The following is a 15,649-nucleotide window of genomic DNA, read 5'->3' as shown; positions in this document are numbered from 1 at the left end:
GCTGATAACGGTTCGCGGTGGCGAATAGCGTTTTGCCGCCGCCGCTCCCCCATCAACTTCCCTCCCACGCCGAAGGCCGGTTCTCCTTGCGCCACCTCTCCCCCGCCGCCGTCCCCGGCAACGGGGGTTTCAATCCGTCTATCGTCCACAGCGAGAACGGCGTTTCGTCGACGTGCAATTCCCAGCGCAGCCCGCGGGCGGCGATGTAGGGGTGCAGGATGCGGGTGCAGGCCGCCAGGAATTGCTGCTGCTCTGCGTCGTTGTCCATGGCGCGCGCGATATGGTCGATGGTCACCCGCACGAAATCATCGGCCGGTTCGCCGCCGAGATAGGCCGAACCTGGCGGCAGCGCGTGGAAGAACACGTTGACGTAAAAGCGCGGCAAAAAGTCCTGGTACAGGGCGGTGACCTTCTGCGCAATCGCGCGTTTATCGGCGGCGCTGAAGGCCGGCTCAGGGTGGTAAATCTGCCACAGTGGCATAACGTTTTCTCCTCGGTGAAGGCGCGGGTTTCCGGCCGGCGCTCAGGCCATCAGCCGCTGTTAATGATAAACTCCAATAATAAGAGTAATAACTCCAATTATTGAAGTTATCAAGCCGAGGCGATAACATTCTCGGCAATCAGGCGGCAAGCGGAGGTAAAGCAACGTGAAAGCAAAAGGGTTTGAAGGCATGACGTGCTCGGTGGCGCACGTGCTGTCGGCATTGGGCGATCGCTGGGGCGCTATTCTCATGCGCGATCTGCTGCTGGGGCTCTCGCGCTATGACGATCTGCGCCACTCGACCGGCATCACCAACAATACGCTGGCCGACCGGCTCAAGGCCCTGGAAAGCCACGGCCTTATCGAAAAGCGGCAATACCAAACGCGCCCCGCTCGTTATGAGTATCTGCCGACGGAGAAAGGAAAAGATCTCGGGCTGCTGGTGATGGCGATGATTCAGATTGGCGACAAATGGAATCTGTCCGAGCTGGCCGGGCCGCCGCTGCGCGTGGTTGACCGCGTAACCGGCCACCCTGCCACCCTGCGCGCGGTGGATGCCGTGACCGGCGAATCGCTGCCGGCGCAAAACCTGGCGCTGGCGGCCGGGCCGGGCGCCGACGAAATGACGCAATGGCGGCTGGCCGTCGGCCAAGCCCGTTCGTTGTGATCTACAGCAGCGCAATCATCTTCAGCAATTCCACCCGATTGCGGATGCCGAACTTCTTGCCGGCATTGTTGAGGTGCGAATAAACGGTTTTCGGGTGCAAATTCAGCCGCCGCGCGGTCAGGCGGATATCTTCCGTACGGGCCGTTTCACACAGCACCGCCGCCTCGCCGGGCGTGATCGCCGCCGCCCGATGCCTGTTCAGCGCGCGCCGTTCGCCCGCCTTTTCCCGGCGGCTCAGCGCCGCGCAGGTCTCCCGCACCACCTGCAACGCTTCCCGTTTGTGCAAAATCGCATCCGGCTGCGCCGCTGCGATAAACGCCAGGATCAGCGGCGAAGTCTTATCGACGAAGAACAGTATCCGGACGCCTTCATATTCAGCACGTGAGGCGTGAATAAATCGCAAATACGCTTCGAACCGATAAATTTCATGGGGAAAATCCATGATAATTAAATCAGGCGCAGGGCTTATATTTTTAATAATATTAATATTAGGCGAGGATAAGGTTATCACTCCTTCTCCCAATAATGTTTTCATCCCCTAACGGCACAGCGGTGAACCGTCGATATAAATCACTCTCACTTTAATTCTCCTTATCAGCGTAAAAGTATGCTTCCACACCTCAGGCGGCTTGTCGCTGCTCTTTTTTGGGGTAATTCGCCTGCAAAGCACACCGATATAAAACATCTTGATAACATGTTTTTCAAATAATCACGCAACAGCCAGCGCTTTGATTAATACGCAAAAAAGGCATGAATGTTTCAAATTATTTCATTCGCAAAAACTGACAATTCAATAAAAATGCAACGCAATGATATAGATCTATTTTCTATTTTGTATGATATAAGCGAAAATGAAAGCAAATGTAACAACAGGAGCCATCGCCTTATTGCCTTATTCAAAATATCTATAGGGAAAATTCTTAGTTTGTTAGGATGAAAATCCATGTTTGCCGACGCGTTTAAAAAACAATTGCGCAACATGATTAATCAACAACCGCACGTCAGTAAATTATTACTGTCAGGAAAGCTTTTCTCTAAAGTAAATTAAAGGGCATTTCACATGAATGTTAAATTAGTCGCATTATCCATGCTGGCTCTCTCCGGCGCCTGTGCGGCCGCCTCGTCCAATACGGTGCAATTTAAAGGCGAAGTCAGCACGCAAACCTGTTCGGTGAATATTAACGGCAACCAATCCAACCCGGTTGTTCTGCTGCCGACCGTCGCCGCCAGCCAGCTCGCCACCAAAGGCGCCACCGCCGGCGACACCACCTTTACCGTTAACGTCACGGGCTGTGCGGCGGCAACCAGCGATACGGCGATCAAAACCGTGCTGGCGGGCAACAACCCGACAGTTAACGGCAACCTGGGCAACGCGGGCGATGCGGCCAAGGTTTCCATTCAACTGCTGGACAGCGACGCCACTACGCCGTTGTCATTCGCCAGCGGCTCTACCGTCACCACGTCGGCGATGACGCTGGCGAAAGACGCCACGTCCACCTCGCAGAACCTGGTGGCTCGCTACTACGCGGAAGATACCGGCGTAGCGGCCGGTTCGGTGATCGCCACCGCACAGTTCGCCATTACCTACAGATAAGCCGGCGTCAGGCGCCATACCTGTTGATGACAGCGCCGTTCCTTAGCGGACGGCGCTGAATGACTCGCTCCCTTTATCGGTTCACGTTTATGCAGCAGATAACCCGTTACGCCCGCCGTTGGGCCGCCCTATCGTTTTGCCTGATGAGTTTTGCCGCCAGCTACGCGTCGGCCAGCGTCACGCTGCTCGGCAATCGCGTGATCTACCCCGCCGAGGCGCGGGAAAAAACGCTGCAATTCACCAATGACGACGGCGCCCCGGCGCTGATGCAGATCTGGCTCGATATCAATAACCCCAAGTCCACGCCGGAAAACGCCGACGCGCCTTTTGTCGCCTCGCCGCAAATCTTCCGCATGAATCCGCACAGCGGGCAGATGGTGCGGCTGTCGTTCGTCGGCCAGCCGCTGCCGCGCGATCGCGAATCGCTGTTCTACCTCAACTTCCTGCAGGTGCCCGCCGTGCGTCAGACGGACAGCGACAAGAACAAACTGCTGCTGGTGGTCACCAATCGCCTGAAAGTGTTCTATCGCCCGGCCGGGCTGGCCGGCGACGCCAACCACGTCATCGATAAGCTCAGCCTGCGCCAGGTCGGCAACGCGCTGCGCGTCGACAACCCGACCGGCTACTACGCCAACGTCAGCCAGGCCGCGATCCTCAGCGGCGCGAAACGCACCGCGATCCCGCAGGCGGACCTGATCCCGCCGTTTTCGCAGGCCAGCTGGCCGGTGAACGGTGAGGTGCGGCAGATCGCGCTGCGCGTCATCAATGACTATGGGGTGGAAATCACACGCACCCTGAACGTCGCGCGCTGAAACCAGACAGGGAGGTTTTCATGTTCGATGCTCGCAAGGCGACGCCGCTTCCCGCACGCTGGTGTTGCGCGCTGCTGGCGCTGCCGCTGGGCTGCGCCGCCGCCGATGGCTACACCTTCGATCCCGCGCTGCTGCGCGACAGCGTGCTGAGCAACAGCGCCCTGAGTCAATTCAACCAACAGGACGCCGTCGCCCCCGGCAGCTATCAGATCGATCTGTACCTCAACGGCCAGTTTCTCGAGCGCGATCAAATTCGTTTCGTGCGCGATGGCAAGCAGGTACTGCCCTGTTTCGATCGCGCGCAGCTGACGCGCTTCGGGCTGAAAAATCCGCCGGCGGCCGAAACGGCATGCCTGCTGCCCGGCCGGGATCTGAAGGACATCACGGTGAACGCCGATATCTCGCGGCTGCGCCTGGATCTGAGCATTCCGCAGGCGCTGTTGAACGGCCAGCCGCGCGGCAGCGTCAATCCCGCCAGCCTGGACGGCGGCGAATCGATGGTCTTCGTCAATTACAACCTCAACCAGTACCACGTCAGCTACCGACAGGGGCAAACCCGCGACCTCGACTCGACCTACGCCAACCTGAACGGCGGGTTCAACCTCGGGCTCTGGCGCTACCGCCAGCAATCCAGCTACCGCTACGATCGGGAGTTCGGCGGCCACCTGGACACCAGCCGCCGCTACGTGCAGCGCGCGATCTTGCCCTGGCGCAGCGAAATGCTGCTGGGCGAAGGCTTTACCGACGGGCACTTCTTTTCCGGCCTGGGCTTTCGCGGCATTCAGCTCAGCTCGGACGATCGCATGCTGCCGGATTCACAGCGCGGCTATGCGCCGGTGGTGCGCGGTGTGGCGACGACCAACGCGCGCGTGACGGTGCTGCAGGGTAAAAGCACGCTGTACGAAACCACCGTGGCGCCGGGGCCGTTCGCCATCAACGATCTGTACGCCACCAACTACGCCGGCGATCTGACCGTGGTGGTGACCGAGGCCGACGGCAGCGTCAGCACCTTCACCGTGCCGTTCGCCGCGGTGCCGGAATCCATCCGCCCCGGCCAGTCGCGCTACTCCGCCATCGTCGGCCGTTCCCGCTACGTCGGCGATAACGATCTGTTCAGCGAAGTGACCTGGCAGCACGGCCTGACCAACGCCCTGACCTTCAACATCGGCAACCAGCTGGCGGACGGCTATCAGGCGATGATGCTGGGCGGCGTGTACAGCAGCGAACTGGGCGCCTTCGGCATGGACACCACCTATTCCCACGCCAGCCTGCCGGACGGCGGCGCCTCAGGCTGGATGCTGCATCTCTCTTACAGCCGAACCTTCAGCCCGACGGACACCACCTTATCCATCGCCGGCTACCGTTACTCCACCGAAGGCTTCCGCGATCTCAGCGACGTGCTCGGCGTGCGGCGCGCCGCCGTCACCGGCCAACGCTGGCAGTCCGATTCCTACCGCCAGCGTTCGCGTTTCGAGGTGGCCGTCAATCAGGGCATGGGCGCGTTCGGCAGCTTGACGATGTCCGGCTCGACCCAGGACTACCGCGATCAGCGCGGCCGCGACAATCAGCTCCAGCTGGGCTGGGGGAAAACCTTCGGCAACGGCGTGGCGCTTAACCTCTCCGTCACCCGCACCCGCAGTCTGGGCTACAGCAACGGCGACTATCGCGGCTACGGGCCGTTGGATAACGTCTACAGCGCGCCGCTGGCGCAGAACACGCAAACCGTCACTGCCCTGTCGCTCAGCTTCCCGCTCGGGCGTTCGTCATCCGCCCCCAGCGTCTCGCTGCTGGCCAACCACAGCCAGGGTCAGGGCGGCAACTATCAGGCTGCGCTGTCGGGCAGCGTCGGCGACGAACAGCCGGTCAGCTACGGTCTGAACTTCACCACCGACGACGATCGCCAACAAAGCATCTGGGGCGGCAACCTGCAAACCCGCCTGCCTTACGCCAACGTCACCGGCTCGTTCTCCACCGCGCGCCAGTATCGACAAGGCTCACTGTCGCTGCAGGGCGCGGTGGTGGCGCACCGCGGCGGCGTGACATTAGGGCCGTATGTCGGTGATACCTTCGCCCTGATAGAGGCGCCCGGCGCCAACGGCGCGCAGGTGATGGGCGGCCAAGGCGCGCGCGTCGATCGCTTCGGCTATGCGCTGGCGCCGGCGCTGGTGCCCTATCACTACAACACCGTCGCGCTGAACCCCGAGGGCATGAATGATAAAGCGGAACTGGAGGACGGCCAGCAACGCGTCGCCCCGTACGCCGGCGCCACGGTGCGCCTGCGCTTCAACACCGTGCGCGGCCAGGCGCTGCTGATTACCGCACAGCGTCCCGACAACGCGCCGATCCCGATGGGCGCCAACGTGTTGGACAACGCGGGCAACAGCGTGGGCATGGTTGGCCAGGCCAATCAGGTGTATCTGCGCAGCGACCGGAATGCCGGCACGCTGACGCTGAACTGGGGCGACGCACCCGGCCAGCAGTGCACGCTGCACTATCGCCTGCCCGCCGCGGAAGACAGCCCGATTCAGCGGCTCAGCGCTCCGTGCCGCTAACCCGTTTAACTTATCTCAGGAGAGACGATGAAACGCATTTCTTATCTGGTCGCCGCCCCGGCGCTGTTCGCCCTGTCGCTGTTCGGCGCGCCCGCGGCGCTGGCGCAATGCACGCGCGTCGCCCCCTGGATCGACTCCGGCTGCGATCCTTGCGGGGTGGGCACGGCGCTGGGTCGGGTCAACCTGACCAGCACCTATCTGCAGCCCGTCGGCACGCCGCTGGGCACCAGCGTGTTCGATCTGACCTCCGGCACCCGCTATCCCGACCCAAACAAGGTGCTGTATGAATGCGATGCCGGCGATGTTGGGCAAATTTATGAAGTCTTCGCCACCAACGGCGACGATCGCGTCGGCGGCTATTACGATCTGGGCGCCAGGGACGGCAACCCCAACTATTACGCCACCTACTTCCCTTACGTCGGCATTCGTTTGACCCATCTGGATTCCGGCAAGGTTTTTACCCGTTACTGGCAGTCGGCGCCGATTACCCGCTACGCCACCGTCGGCAACAAAATCCAGATCCGGGTGAAAGACTTCAGCGCCATCCGCGCCGATCTGATCCGCATCAGCTCGCTGCCGGGCGCGGGCGCCAGCAACTACTGCGGCTACAGCGCCGGCAACCCGCTGGTGGGCATGGCGTCGACCACCGGCAATTCGACCTATACCTGCACGCAGCCGAACGGCTATGTCACCTTTCAGGGACCCGGCATCGCCTCGGATCCTATCGGCAGCGACTCCGCCACCAACTACGCCACCTGGGGCACCGGGCGCTGGAACGCGATGGGCATGGGCACCGCACCGATCTCTTCGCTGACCTATACCGCCACCTGCGTGGCGCGCAACGTCACGCCGCTGGTGATCCTGCCGACCCTCTCCGTCAGCCAACTGACCGCCGGGCAAACCTCGCAGGCGCAGTTCACCCTCAATATCGAATGCGACAACGCCGCCGTGTCCGGCGTCAGCAGCAACAATACCGCCCTCGGCCTGCAGGTGCCGTATGAAAGCTATGTCGCGGCGCAGCGGCTCGGGTTGGTCAGCGCCAACGGCGGCGTAAGTTACCTGCTATCCAGCGGCTACGGCACCGACAGCAGCGTCGCCACCGGCGTGGGCATCGCGCTCGCCAACGCCGGCAACGGCGCGCCGATGAACTTTGTCGGCTGGGCGCGCTGCAGCGCCGGGCAATGCCCGCAGGGTAGCGACGCCGGCTGGTATCCGGTGCTCAACGGCGCCAGCGGCGGCGGCAGCACCGCAGCGGGGTTTACCCACTACACCACCCAGCTCACCGCCACGCTCGCCCGGCTGCCTGGCCAAACCGTCACCGCCGGCAAGGTGGATGCCAGGGCCTACGTCTGGGTTAAGGTGCAATGATGAGAAAGAAATACCTGATTATGGGATGCGCCCTGCTGCTGGCGCTGGCCTCCATCGGCGCGCAGGCGGGCATCATCGCCTCCGCCACGCGGGTGATCTTTCACGAGGGCGAGACGGAAAAAACCCTGATGCTGCTCAACACCAACGGCTACCCGATCGTGGCGCAAACCTGGGTCGATAACGGTGACGTCAACGCCGCCCCCGAACTGTCTCGCGCGCCGTTTGTCGCCCTGCCCAGCGTATTCGCCCTGCAGCCTTCGTCGCTGAAAGGGCTGCGGATCCTGTTTGCCGGCGCGAACCTGCCCGCCGACAGAGAGTCGGTGTTCTGGCTTAACCTGTATGAGATCCCGCCCACCCGGCCGACCACGCCGCCGCTGGCGTCGCGCGTGACGCTGGCGATGAACACCCAGATGAAAATCTTCTACCGGCCCAGGGCGCTGAAGGGGAAAGCCGAAAACGCGGCCGAGGCCGTCTCATTCACGCTGCAAAAATCGCCGGACGGTTATCTGCTGCGCTGTCAAAACCGATCGGCGTTTTATCTCTCGTTCGCGCGCATCGCCGTGCACGCCGACAGGCGCGATTACCCGGTGCGGCAAGAAAGCGACATGATGACCGCGCCATTCAGCTCGCGGGATTATCACCTCGACGGCGTTTCGGCATCCGAGTTCCCTTCTCGGGCCACCGTTCAGGCCACCCTCATCAACGACCAGGGCCAGCAGATCGTCAAGCCATACACAGCAAACCCATAACGATAAAAAGCAGCGCATTTTTTTAAGTACAGGAAATAGGGAAAATGAGTCTAAGCAGATTCCAGCTACAGTTTCATCTGGAGAAACAGGCCAACAACATCAGGCAGTCAGCGGCGTTTCACACCGCTATCGTCAAACACGGGGAATTATTGAGGGAGACCTACAAGAAGCATCCGCTGTTTTACAAAATCATTTTCAGGAACAGCCGGTTCATCATCTGCTCCACCATCCTGTCCATTTATTACCACCAGCCCGCCGCCGCGCTGAAAGACATCAAAGCCTTTTTCAAAGGGAAGAATATGATCAGTGAGAACTCCCTGGATTCCTTTCTGTTCTTTTTACGGGTCGGGCGCCGGCTGGAGGTCAAACCCTGCGAGCATGACAAACGCCAGTTGCGCTATAAGCCTACGCCGCACGCGCTGGCGGAAACCCAGGCGCTGATCGCCTCAATGGCACGGCCTTATCAGGCGCTGGCGCCACAGATGCCCATCGCGGCGCTGCTGGCGGCGCCCGACTTTCTGCCCACCTTTTTCGCCGCCTACGGGCAACTGATGCTCAAGGAGATCTACCTGATCGATCTGGTGCAACAGTCCGGGCTGTTTATCAGCAAAGACGCAGGTCACATGGTGTTGTTGATGCTGTTTATCGAAAGCATCCGACAGGACTCCCCCTTTCTGCTGCTCTCCTCGGCGAAAATCGCCAAGTCGTGTTCCGTCTCTCGCGCTCACGTGAACCGCATTCTGCAGGCGGCGGAAAAATCCGGCCTGCTGACCACCACCAATAACGTGGTAATCGAACTCAACAGCTCGTTCTTTATCATGGCGGAGCGTTATTTCAGTCTCTATTTCGCGATGGTCGAATTCGGGCTTGAACACGTTTGGCAAACGCAACAATCCGCCACGCACTCCTGAGCCCTCTACCGCGCCCGCAATACCCGATCGATCAATCCCCAGGCCGCCGCTTCGTCGGCGGTCATAAAGCGATCGCGATCCAACACCCGCTCCACTTCCTCTTCGTTCAGGCCGCAATGTTGGGCATACAGCCGGATCACCCGGTCTTTGGTGCGTTTCATTTCCTCTGCCTGGATCAGAATGTCGGACGCCTGCCCCTGAAAGCCGCCCAGCGGTTGGTGCACATGCAGGCTGGCGTTGGGCAGCGCCATGCGGTGCCCCGGTTCACCGGCCATCAGCAGGAACGACCCCATCGAGCGCGCGGTGCCCATGCACAGCGTATGCACCGGGGCGCGGATATACTGCATGGTGTCGTAAATCGCCAGCCCGCTGGTGATCGCCCCGCCCGGCGAGTTGATGTACAGGTGGACCGGTTTTTCCGGGTTTTCCGCTTCCAGAAACAGCAGCTGGGCGCACAGCATTTCGGCCACGTCGTCGTTGACTTCGCCGTTGAGGAACACGATCCGATCGCGCAGCAGGCGCGAGTAAATGTCAAAGGAACGTTCTCCCCGGCTGGTCTGCTCCACCACCATCGGGACGAGCATCATCTTCTCACGCATCGGTGAACTCCTGGGTTGGCAACAAAGAGAAAGGTGTTTAACGCGTCAGGCGGCGCGCATTACCGTCGTCGGGCCATCGTTGGCGGCGTCGAGCTGGTGGATAATCCGCAGCAGGCTGCCGCCGCCGGCGTCCGGCACTATCTGCAGGGTGACGACGCTTTCGAGAAACGGCGGTTGGTCGTCGCGCAGGCGATAGCTCACCGCTTCGCCCGGCGTGGCGGCCAACGGTTCTGCCTGCGCCAGATCTCCCGTCGGCAGCCACTGCTCGCGCAATTCGGGCACGCTGAGCGCTCGCCACACTTTTTCCGGCGGCGCATCAAGCGAATATTCCAATACCAGCCGTTCCTGCGGCGGCGGCTCGGCCTGTTTGTTCATTGATCCATGTCCTTCAGCAAGGTTTGCAGCGCGTCGATGCGCGCCGGCCAGTAAGCACGGTACTTCGCCAGCCACTGCGCGATCTGCGCCAGCCCCTCCGGGTCGACCTGGTAATTGACGAAGCGCCCCTGTTTCGCCTCGCGCACCAGTCCGGCATTGCGCAGCACCGCCAGGTGTTGCGACATCGCCGACTGGCTGATGGTCAGCCCTTCGCGCAGCGCGCTGGCGTTCATGCTGCCGGCGGCGAGTTTGTCGAAGATGCAGCGGCGGGTCGGATCGGCCAACGCCTTGAAGATGTCATTTTCGTTCATACAAATACATTAGTATTCACTTATGTATTATGCAACCGAGCAAGGCATTTTTTGCTGCAAAAGAAACTCCGCGCCGCAGCGCGGAGTGAATGGACGAGGCATGATCGCGCTTATGAACGGATCGGGATCACCAGCACGTCGATATTCAACTGGTTGATGGCGTTGCGGGTGGAAGAAAACAGATTGCTCCACAGATCGTGGTGATGGCCGAACACCAGCAGATCGATGTCTTTATCCACGATCGCCGTGCGCAGTTCGTCAACGAAGCCGCCGCGCCCGATAATCACTTCCGCGATCGGGTAATTGACGTTTTGCGTGGTGGGTTCCAGCTCTTTGCGGATCTTCTCTTCGAACGGCACGCCGTCGTCGCTGCGCTCAGAAAAGCCGATCGCCGCGTGGTAGGTGTCGTAATGAACGTCCACATAGATCAGCGAGAGTTTGGCCTTCAGCGCTTCCGCCAGCAGCGCCCCCTTTTCGACCAGCCGTTTGCCGTCATCGCTCAGATCGGTGGCGATGACAATATGGTGGTAACACATAGCGCCTCCTGTCATGGACTCGGTAGAGCCGAGGCTCCGATATCACGCCGGGGTCATATCGTTATGGTTAATTTTAGTTCAGAAATGGCGCTTGTGGCGGGAGGTGATGCGGTGGGAAAGCCCCGTTGCCGGGGCTGAAAGCAGAAATTACTTCTCGCGCTGCGCCTCAAACCAGACGTTGCACAACGACAGGATCAGCGTGTTGGCGTCTTTCACCAGCACGTTGTCGCCGGGCACCCCTTCGGTGCCTTGATCGGTGATGCCTTTGATGGCGGTATCGGCATGCTGAATGGCCACGCGCTCGACCGACGGCGTGCTGATGCCCAGCATCGGGAAATCGATGTAGGAACTGCTGCCGGCGTTGTCCTCGACAAACTCCTGCGCCTCTACGGTGCTGACGGTAGCCCCCTCGCTTTTCAGCGCCGTGCCGTTCCAGCTGAACGCATCCGCTTTATAGCTGATCTTGCCGCCAATCAGGCTCTGCGCCTGCTGCTGATCCCAGCAACCGGTGGTTTGGGTTGGCACGATTTTGCTGACGCGCCAGTTGCCCAGCAGCTGTTTAGGGATCGGCCCGGTATCGCTCTCCGCCGCCCGAACCTGAGTCGCCGAGACGCAGGCCAACACCACCAGCGGCAGCAGCGCCTTGCTCCAAGTGTTCAATCGCATTGTCTTTTCCTTCGTTTCAGTACCCAGTCTGCCCTCGCGGGCCAGCGGCTATCATAATAAGCCCGCCGATTCGCCGTCAAAGCAATCCGCATCGCGCCGGGCGGCGGCTACTCATAGCCAATCGCTATTAGTCATAGTGAATCAGTATTTTGTTTTAGCTCAGCGATTACCTACAGTCACTGCCACTATTCTGCCCGCCTAAATTAGCAGGAAATGTTGACAAGGACCCTGGGAAAATGACATTTACGCTGAAAAACCTCACGCTGGCGCTGGCCGCCGCCGGCACGCTGTTGCTGACCGCCTGCGGCCCGACCGCACAGGACGATCACCACATCAAGGTCGGCATCAGCGCCGGCATCGATCAGTCGCTGTGGGCGGTGGTGCAGAAAGTGGCCAAGCAGAAATACGATCTGGACGTGGAGGTGGTGACCTTCAACGATTACGTGCTGCCGAACGAAGCGCTGAACAACGGCGATCTGGACGTCAACGCCTTCCAACACAAGCCGTATCTGGACAAACAGATGCAGGAGCGCGGCTACAAACTGGCGGCGGTAGGCAACACCTTCGTCTACCCGATCGCCGGCTATTCGAAGAAAATCACCGCGCTCAGCCAACTGCCGGACGGCGCGCAGGTGGCGGTGCCGAACGATCCGACCAACCTGGGCCGCTCGCTGCTGCTGTTGCAAAAACAGGGGCTGATTACGCTGAAAGACGGCGTCGGCCTGCTGCCGACCGCGTTGGACATCGTCAGCAACCCGAAAAAGCTGAAAATCGTCGAGATTGAAGCGCCGCAGCTGCCGCGCGCGCTGGACGACCAGCAGGTGACGCTGGCGATCATCAACACCAACTATTCCAGCCAGATCGGTCTGTCGCCGGCGAAGGACGGGCTGTTTGTCGAGGACAAAAACTCGCCTTACGTCAACATCTTCGCCAGCCGCATCGACAACAAAGACAGCGAGAAAGTGAAGGATCTGGTCAAGGCCTATCAGACCGATGAAGTGGCGGCCAGCGCCGCCGAAATCTACAAGGGCGACGCCGTCAAAGGCTGGTAACGCCGCGCGTAGGGCCCGTGGCGCCTGGCCACGGGCGATGACAGCCTCAGCCGCGCTGGATGGAAACGCCGCCGTCCACCAGCATTGCGGTGCCGGTGACGAACGAGGAAGCGTCAGACGCCAAATACAGCGCCGCCTGCGCGATCTCCTCCGGCATCGCCAACCGCTTCAGCGCGTGCAGCTGGGCCACCTGCGCCAATGCTTCCGGGGTATTGCTCATCTGCCGCCCCATCGCCGTGTCGGTGCCCCCCGGCAGCAGCGCGTTCACCCGAATGCCGTGTCCGCCAAATTCCACCGCCAGCGCCTGCGTCAGGCCGATCAGCCCCGATTTGCTGGCCGCATAGGCCGCCGTACCGGGAAACGCCGCGGTGTGGCCGACGAACGTAGAGGTGAAGATCACCGAGCCCGCGCCGCGCGCCTGCATGGCGGGGATTTGATATTTGGCGCTGTAGTAAGCGCTGGACAGATTGGTTTCCAGCACGTCGCGCCATTCTGACGCGCTGAGCGCCAGCGACGGCCCCAGCGGCCCCAACGTGCCGGCGTTGTTGAAGGCGATATCCAGCCCGCCGAATTCATCGACGGCCGTCGCCGTCAACCGTTCGGCGAAGGCTTCGTCGCGCACGTCACCGGCTACCGCCAACGCCCGGCCGCCCTCGCGCCGAATGTCCTCCACCAGTTCAGCCAGCAGCCGCTCGCGCCGGGCGCCCAACACCAGCGTCGCCCCCTGCCGGGCGAACAACAGCGCCGCCGCCCGCCCGATCCCCGAACTGGCGCCGCCAATCACCGCCACCTTACCGTTCAATGCGTTCATCTCTTATCCTCACACCGTAAAAGAGCCTCAGTGTGACGCAACATCCGGCGCAGCGCTGGCCGCAAGCGGACATGCAATTGGCGCCATGAAAAAGGCGCTGCAAGCAGCGCCCCGGCAACGCGGATCCGACGGCGAACTCACGGTTTGGCCGCGTATTTCTCCTGATTGGCCGGCGTCACCAACTCGAACGGGATCCAGTAATACGGCTCAAGCTTTTCGCCGTTGATCATGCGCTGCGCCACATCGACCGACGCCTTGCCCTGGCCGACCGCATCCTGGAACACCGTGACCTGCATCTTGCCGGAGGCCAGCGCCTTGAGGCCGTCGGGCGTGGCGTCGATGCCGCCGATCAGCACGTTCTTGTCCGCTTTGCCGGCCTGCTGCAGCGCCATGATCGCGCCGATCGCCATCTCGTCATTGTTGGCGGCGACGATGTCGATCGTTTCGCCGTTGGTCAGCCAGTTCATCATCAGGTCCATACCTTCACTGCGTGAATAGTTGGCGCTCTGTTTCTGCACCACCTTCATCTTCGGGTATTTGGCCACCACCTGCTCCACGTCTTTGGTGCGCTGCAGCGCGCCGGCGTCGGTCAGGTTGCCGATCATCACCGCCACATTGCCCTGATAGTTAGCCAGCCGCGCCAGTTCTTCCATCTGCAGCGTGCCGGACTCCCGCTCGTCGGAACCGACGAACACCACTCCCTGCGGCAGCCTGGCGTCGCCCGGCGTGCGGTTCACGTACACCAGCGGCACGCCGGCGGCCTGCACCATTTTGGTCATCACCGGCGTGCTGGCCGAGTTGACCGGATCGACGATAATCGCGTCCACCCCGGCGCTGATAAAGCTCTGCACCTGATCGGTCTGGCGGCCGACGTCGCCGCGCGCGTCCTCGAACTGCACGGTAATGCCGCGCGCTTTGGCCTCCTTGTCGATCGCCTGGCGGATAATGGTGAGGAAGTTCTGGTCGAAATAGGCCATCGATACGCCGATGGTTTGCGCCCATGCCGGCGCAGAAGCGCACAGCGCCGCCGCCAGCCACAGCCCTTTCAGAAAGTTCATGATGTGTCCCCCCGGGTAAAAAAACGCCGCCGGCCAACCTTGGCGCCGGCGGCAATTCACGGCAATCAGTGTTTTTTGCGGTTGCGACGCATGTCGATCGACACGGCGGCGACGATAATCACGCCTTTGATGATGTCCTGAATGTAAGAATCGACGCCGATAAAGGTGAAGCCGCTTTTGATAAGGCCGAGGATCACCGCGCCGATCAGCGTGCCGGTAATGCGCCCGACGCCGCCCATCAGGCTGCTGCCGCCGATCACCGCCGCGGCGATGGCGTCCAGCTCATAGGACATGCCCATGCTCGACTGGCCGCTGCTGACGCGCGCCGCCAGCACCACGCCCGCCAGCCCCGCCAACCCGCCGGCGATGGTGTAAACCGTCACCAGGTACTTATTGACGTTGATGCCGGAAACCCGCGCCGAGGTCATGTTGCCGCCGATGGCGTAGATGTATTTGCCATAACGGGTGTGCTTCAGCGCGATGTGGAAGATCACCGCGATCACCAGGAAGATGATCACCGGCATTGCGCCCTGGCCGATCGCCGTGAAGCCATCCGACAGGAAGCTGACCGGGTTGCCCTTGGTGTAGTACTGCGCCAGACCGCGCGCCGATACCATCATCCCCAGCGTGGCGATGAACGGCGGAATGCCGGTGCGGGTGATCAGGAAGCCGTTGATAAAGCCGCAGACGATGCCAACCCCGATCCCCGCACCGATCGGGATCGCCGCCGGCAGATCGAGCAGCCCCGGATACATCGGCGAAATGCTGTCCGAGGTCTGCGCCAGGCTGGCCGCCACCACCGCGGTCAACGCAATCAGCGAACCGGATGAGAGATCGATGCCGGTGGTGATGATGACCTGGGTGACGCCCACCGCGATGATGCCGATGATCGCCACCTGCAGCACGATCAGCAGCAGGCGGTTCGGGTTAAGCAGGAACGACTGATCGCGCATGTACCAGCCGAGGATTTCGAAGATCAGCGCAATGCCGAGCATCACGATGAAAATACCGGTGTCTTTCGGCATTTTGCCGCTCAGCCCGGAGAACAGCGATCCCTTGCCCGTTGAATCGGCGGAGAGCGGCTTCTCAATCTTTACGTTACTCATG

At 61.2% G+C, this 15,649-nt stretch carries 18 protein-coding genes; 8 read left to right on the top strand and 10 right to left on the bottom strand.

Annotation, left to right across the window (positions count from 1 at the left end; all coding sequences use genetic code 11):
• Nucleotides 1-52: 52 nt before the first annotated feature.
• Nucleotides 53-481, bottom strand: a complete 429-nt coding sequence (locus ACORQT_RS10005) for a tautomerase family protein (RefSeq protein WP_033642750.1) — start codon at nucleotides 479-481, stop codon at nucleotides 53-55.
• Nucleotides 482-647: 166 nt separating this feature from the next.
• Between ACORQT_RS10005 and ACORQT_RS10000 the strand changes: the two genes are divergently transcribed.
• Complete coding sequence (locus ACORQT_RS10000) at nucleotides 648-1,148, top strand: winged helix-turn-helix transcriptional regulator (RefSeq protein ID WP_069100075.1); 501 nt, start codon at nucleotides 648-650, stop codon at nucleotides 1,146-1,148.
• 1 nt (nucleotide 1,149) lies between these two features.
• Here the strand turns inward: ACORQT_RS10000 and ACORQT_RS09995 are convergent, their stop codons facing one another.
• On the bottom strand, nucleotides 1,150-1,683 hold the full coding sequence (locus ACORQT_RS09995) for a helix-turn-helix transcriptional regulator (protein WP_046688465.1): 534 nt from the start codon (nucleotides 1,681-1,683) through the stop codon (nucleotides 1,150-1,152).
• A 525-nt stretch (nucleotides 1,684-2,208) separates the two neighbouring features.
• Here ACORQT_RS09995 and ACORQT_RS09990 point away from each other — a divergent pair.
• From ACORQT_RS09990 to ACORQT_RS09965, 6 genes are all read left to right on the top strand, one after another.
• Nucleotides 2,209-2,742: a fimbrial protein gene (locus tag ACORQT_RS09990; protein ID WP_042784243.1), complete on the top strand. Its 534-nt coding sequence runs from the start codon at nucleotides 2,209-2,211 to the stop codon at nucleotides 2,740-2,742.
• 89 nt (nucleotides 2,743-2,831) lie between these two features.
• Entirely contained in the window at nucleotides 2,832-3,554 is a 723-nt protein-coding gene (locus tag ACORQT_RS09985; protein WP_033642746.1) for a fimbrial biogenesis chaperone, read from the top strand.
• Between the two features lie 20 nt (nucleotides 3,555-3,574).
• Nucleotides 3,575-6,106 carry a fimbria/pilus outer membrane usher protein gene (locus ACORQT_RS09980; protein WP_444859394.1) on the top strand — a complete coding sequence of 844 codons (2,532 nt, stop codon included), beginning with the start codon at nucleotides 3,575-3,577 and terminating at the stop codon, nucleotides 6,104-6,106.
• 27 nt (nucleotides 6,107-6,133) lie between these two features.
• Complete coding sequence (locus ACORQT_RS09975; protein ID WP_444859393.1) at nucleotides 6,134-7,474, top strand: fimbrial protein; 1,341 nt, start codon at nucleotides 6,134-6,136, stop codon at nucleotides 7,472-7,474.
• On the top strand, nucleotides 7,471-8,223 hold the full coding sequence (locus tag ACORQT_RS09970) for a fimbrial biogenesis chaperone (protein WP_239507467.1): 753 nt from the start codon (nucleotides 7,471-7,473) through the stop codon (nucleotides 8,221-8,223). The genes ACORQT_RS09975 and ACORQT_RS09970 overlap by 4 nt, the downstream gene beginning before the upstream one ends.
• Before the next feature lie 44 nt (nucleotides 8,224-8,267).
• Entirely contained in the window at nucleotides 8,268-9,134 is an 867-nt protein-coding gene (locus tag ACORQT_RS09965) for a hypothetical protein (RefSeq protein ID WP_089191561.1), read from the top strand.
• Between the two features lie 5 nt (nucleotides 9,135-9,139).
• Here the strand turns inward: ACORQT_RS09965 and ACORQT_RS09960 are convergent, their stop codons facing one another.
• From ACORQT_RS09960 to ACORQT_RS09940, 5 genes are all read right to left on the bottom strand, one after another.
• A complete protein-coding gene (locus ACORQT_RS09960) occupies nucleotides 9,140-9,733 on the bottom strand; it encodes an ATP-dependent Clp protease proteolytic subunit (protein WP_033642740.1) in 594 nt (197 codons plus the stop codon).
• Nucleotides 9,734-9,778: 45 nt separating this feature from the next.
• Nucleotides 9,779-10,108, bottom strand: coding sequence for an SRPBCC family protein (locus tag ACORQT_RS09955; protein WP_164057139.1), 330 nt, complete (start codon nucleotides 10,106-10,108; stop codon nucleotides 9,779-9,781).
• Complete coding sequence (locus ACORQT_RS09950; protein WP_033642736.1) at nucleotides 10,105-10,419, bottom strand: ArsR/SmtB family transcription factor; 315 nt, start codon at nucleotides 10,417-10,419, stop codon at nucleotides 10,105-10,107. The genes ACORQT_RS09955 and ACORQT_RS09950 overlap by 4 nt, the downstream gene beginning before the upstream one ends.
• Nucleotides 10,420-10,529: 110 nt before the next feature.
• Nucleotides 10,530-10,955, bottom strand: coding sequence for a universal stress protein (locus tag ACORQT_RS09945; protein ID WP_033642735.1), 426 nt, complete (start codon nucleotides 10,953-10,955; stop codon nucleotides 10,530-10,532).
• A 147-nt stretch (nucleotides 10,956-11,102) separates the two neighbouring features.
• Nucleotides 11,103-11,621, bottom strand: coding sequence for a hypothetical protein (locus tag ACORQT_RS09940; RefSeq protein ID WP_033652024.1), 519 nt, complete (start codon nucleotides 11,619-11,621; stop codon nucleotides 11,103-11,105).
• Between the two features lie 236 nt (nucleotides 11,622-11,857).
• On the opposite strand from ACORQT_RS09940, the gene metQ reads away from it, so the two are divergent.
• Nucleotides 11,858-12,673, top strand: a complete 816-nt coding sequence (gene metQ / locus ACORQT_RS09935) for a methionine ABC transporter substrate-binding lipoprotein MetQ (protein WP_015377546.1) — start codon at nucleotides 11,858-11,860, stop codon at nucleotides 12,671-12,673.
• Between the two features lie 46 nt (nucleotides 12,674-12,719).
• Here the strand turns inward: metQ and ACORQT_RS09930 are convergent, their stop codons facing one another.
• The 3 genes from ACORQT_RS09930 to ACORQT_RS09920 form a co-directional block, all read right to left on the bottom strand.
• A complete protein-coding gene (locus ACORQT_RS09930) occupies nucleotides 12,720-13,484 on the bottom strand; it encodes an SDR family oxidoreductase (protein ID WP_089196937.1) in 765 nt (254 codons plus the stop codon).
• Nucleotides 13,485-13,621: 137 nt separating this feature from the next.
• Nucleotides 13,622-14,542, bottom strand: a complete 921-nt coding sequence (locus ACORQT_RS09925; RefSeq protein ID WP_033642732.1) for a sugar ABC transporter substrate-binding protein — start codon at nucleotides 14,540-14,542, stop codon at nucleotides 13,622-13,624.
• Between the two features lie 65 nt (nucleotides 14,543-14,607).
• A complete protein-coding gene (locus ACORQT_RS09920) occupies nucleotides 14,608-15,648 on the bottom strand; it encodes an ABC transporter permease (protein ID WP_033652114.1) in 1,041 nt (346 codons plus the stop codon).
• Nucleotide 15,649 lies beyond the last annotated feature (1 nt).

This window comes from Serratia sp. (in: enterobacteria) (assembly GCF_052400455.1).
Taxonomy (GTDB): domain Bacteria; phylum Pseudomonadota; class Gammaproteobacteria; order Enterobacterales; family Enterobacteriaceae; genus Serratia; species Serratia ureilytica.
This window is presented reverse-complemented; position numbering and strand designations above follow the sequence as displayed.

Bases quoted from the DNA above. Each gene is read 5' to 3' on its own strand.
- ACORQT_RS10005 (WP_033642750.1), bottom strand. From the start codon at position 481: ATGCCACTGTGGCAGATTTACCACCCTGAGCCGGCCTTCAGCGCCGCC.
- ACORQT_RS09995 (WP_046688465.1), bottom strand. From the start codon at position 1,683: ATGAAAACATTATTGGGAGAAGGAGTGATAACCTTATCCTCGCCTAAT.
- ACORQT_RS09990 (WP_042784243.1), top strand. From the start codon at position 2,209: ATGAATGTTAAATTAGTCGCATTATCCATGCTGGCTCTCTCCGGCGCC.
- ACORQT_RS09985 (WP_033642746.1), top strand. From the start codon at position 2,832: ATGCAGCAGATAACCCGTTACGCCCGCCGTTGGGCCGCCCTATCGTTT.
- ACORQT_RS09980 (WP_444859394.1), top strand. From the start codon at position 3,575: ATGTTCGATGCTCGCAAGGCGACGCCGCTTCCCGCACGCTGGTGTTGC.
- ACORQT_RS09975 (WP_444859393.1), top strand. From the start codon at position 6,134: ATGAAACGCATTTCTTATCTGGTCGCCGCCCCGGCGCTGTTCGCCCTG.
- ACORQT_RS09970 (WP_239507467.1), top strand. From the start codon at position 7,471: ATGATGAGAAAGAAATACCTGATTATGGGATGCGCCCTGCTGCTGGCG.
- ACORQT_RS09965 (WP_089191561.1), top strand. From the start codon at position 8,268: ATGAGTCTAAGCAGATTCCAGCTACAGTTTCATCTGGAGAAACAGGCC.
- ACORQT_RS09960 (WP_033642740.1), bottom strand. From the start codon at position 9,733: ATGCGTGAGAAGATGATGCTCGTCCCGATGGTGGTGGAGCAGACCAGC.
- ACORQT_RS09955 (WP_164057139.1), bottom strand. From the start codon at position 10,108: ATGAACAAACAGGCCGAGCCGCCGCCGCAGGAACGGCTGGTATTGGAA.
- ACORQT_RS09950 (WP_033642736.1), bottom strand. From the start codon at position 10,419: ATGAACGAAAATGACATCTTCAAGGCGTTGGCCGATCCGACCCGCCGC.
- ACORQT_RS09945 (WP_033642735.1), bottom strand. From the start codon at position 10,955: ATGTGTTACCACCATATTGTCATCGCCACCGATCTGAGCGATGACGGC.
- ACORQT_RS09940 (WP_033652024.1), bottom strand. From the start codon at position 11,621: ATGCGATTGAACACTTGGAGCAAGGCGCTGCTGCCGCTGGTGGTGTTG.
- metQ (WP_015377546.1), top strand. From the start codon at position 11,858: ATGACATTTACGCTGAAAAACCTCACGCTGGCGCTGGCCGCCGCCGGC.
- ACORQT_RS09930 (WP_089196937.1), bottom strand. From the start codon at position 13,484: ATGAACGCATTGAACGGTAAGGTGGCGGTGATTGGCGGCGCCAGTTCG.
- ACORQT_RS09925 (WP_033642732.1), bottom strand. From the start codon at position 14,542: ATGAACTTTCTGAAAGGGCTGTGGCTGGCGGCGGCGCTGTGCGCTTCT.
- ACORQT_RS09920 (WP_033652114.1), bottom strand. From the start codon at position 15,648: ATGAGTAACGTAAAGATTGAGAAGCCGCTCTCCGCCGATTCAACGGGC.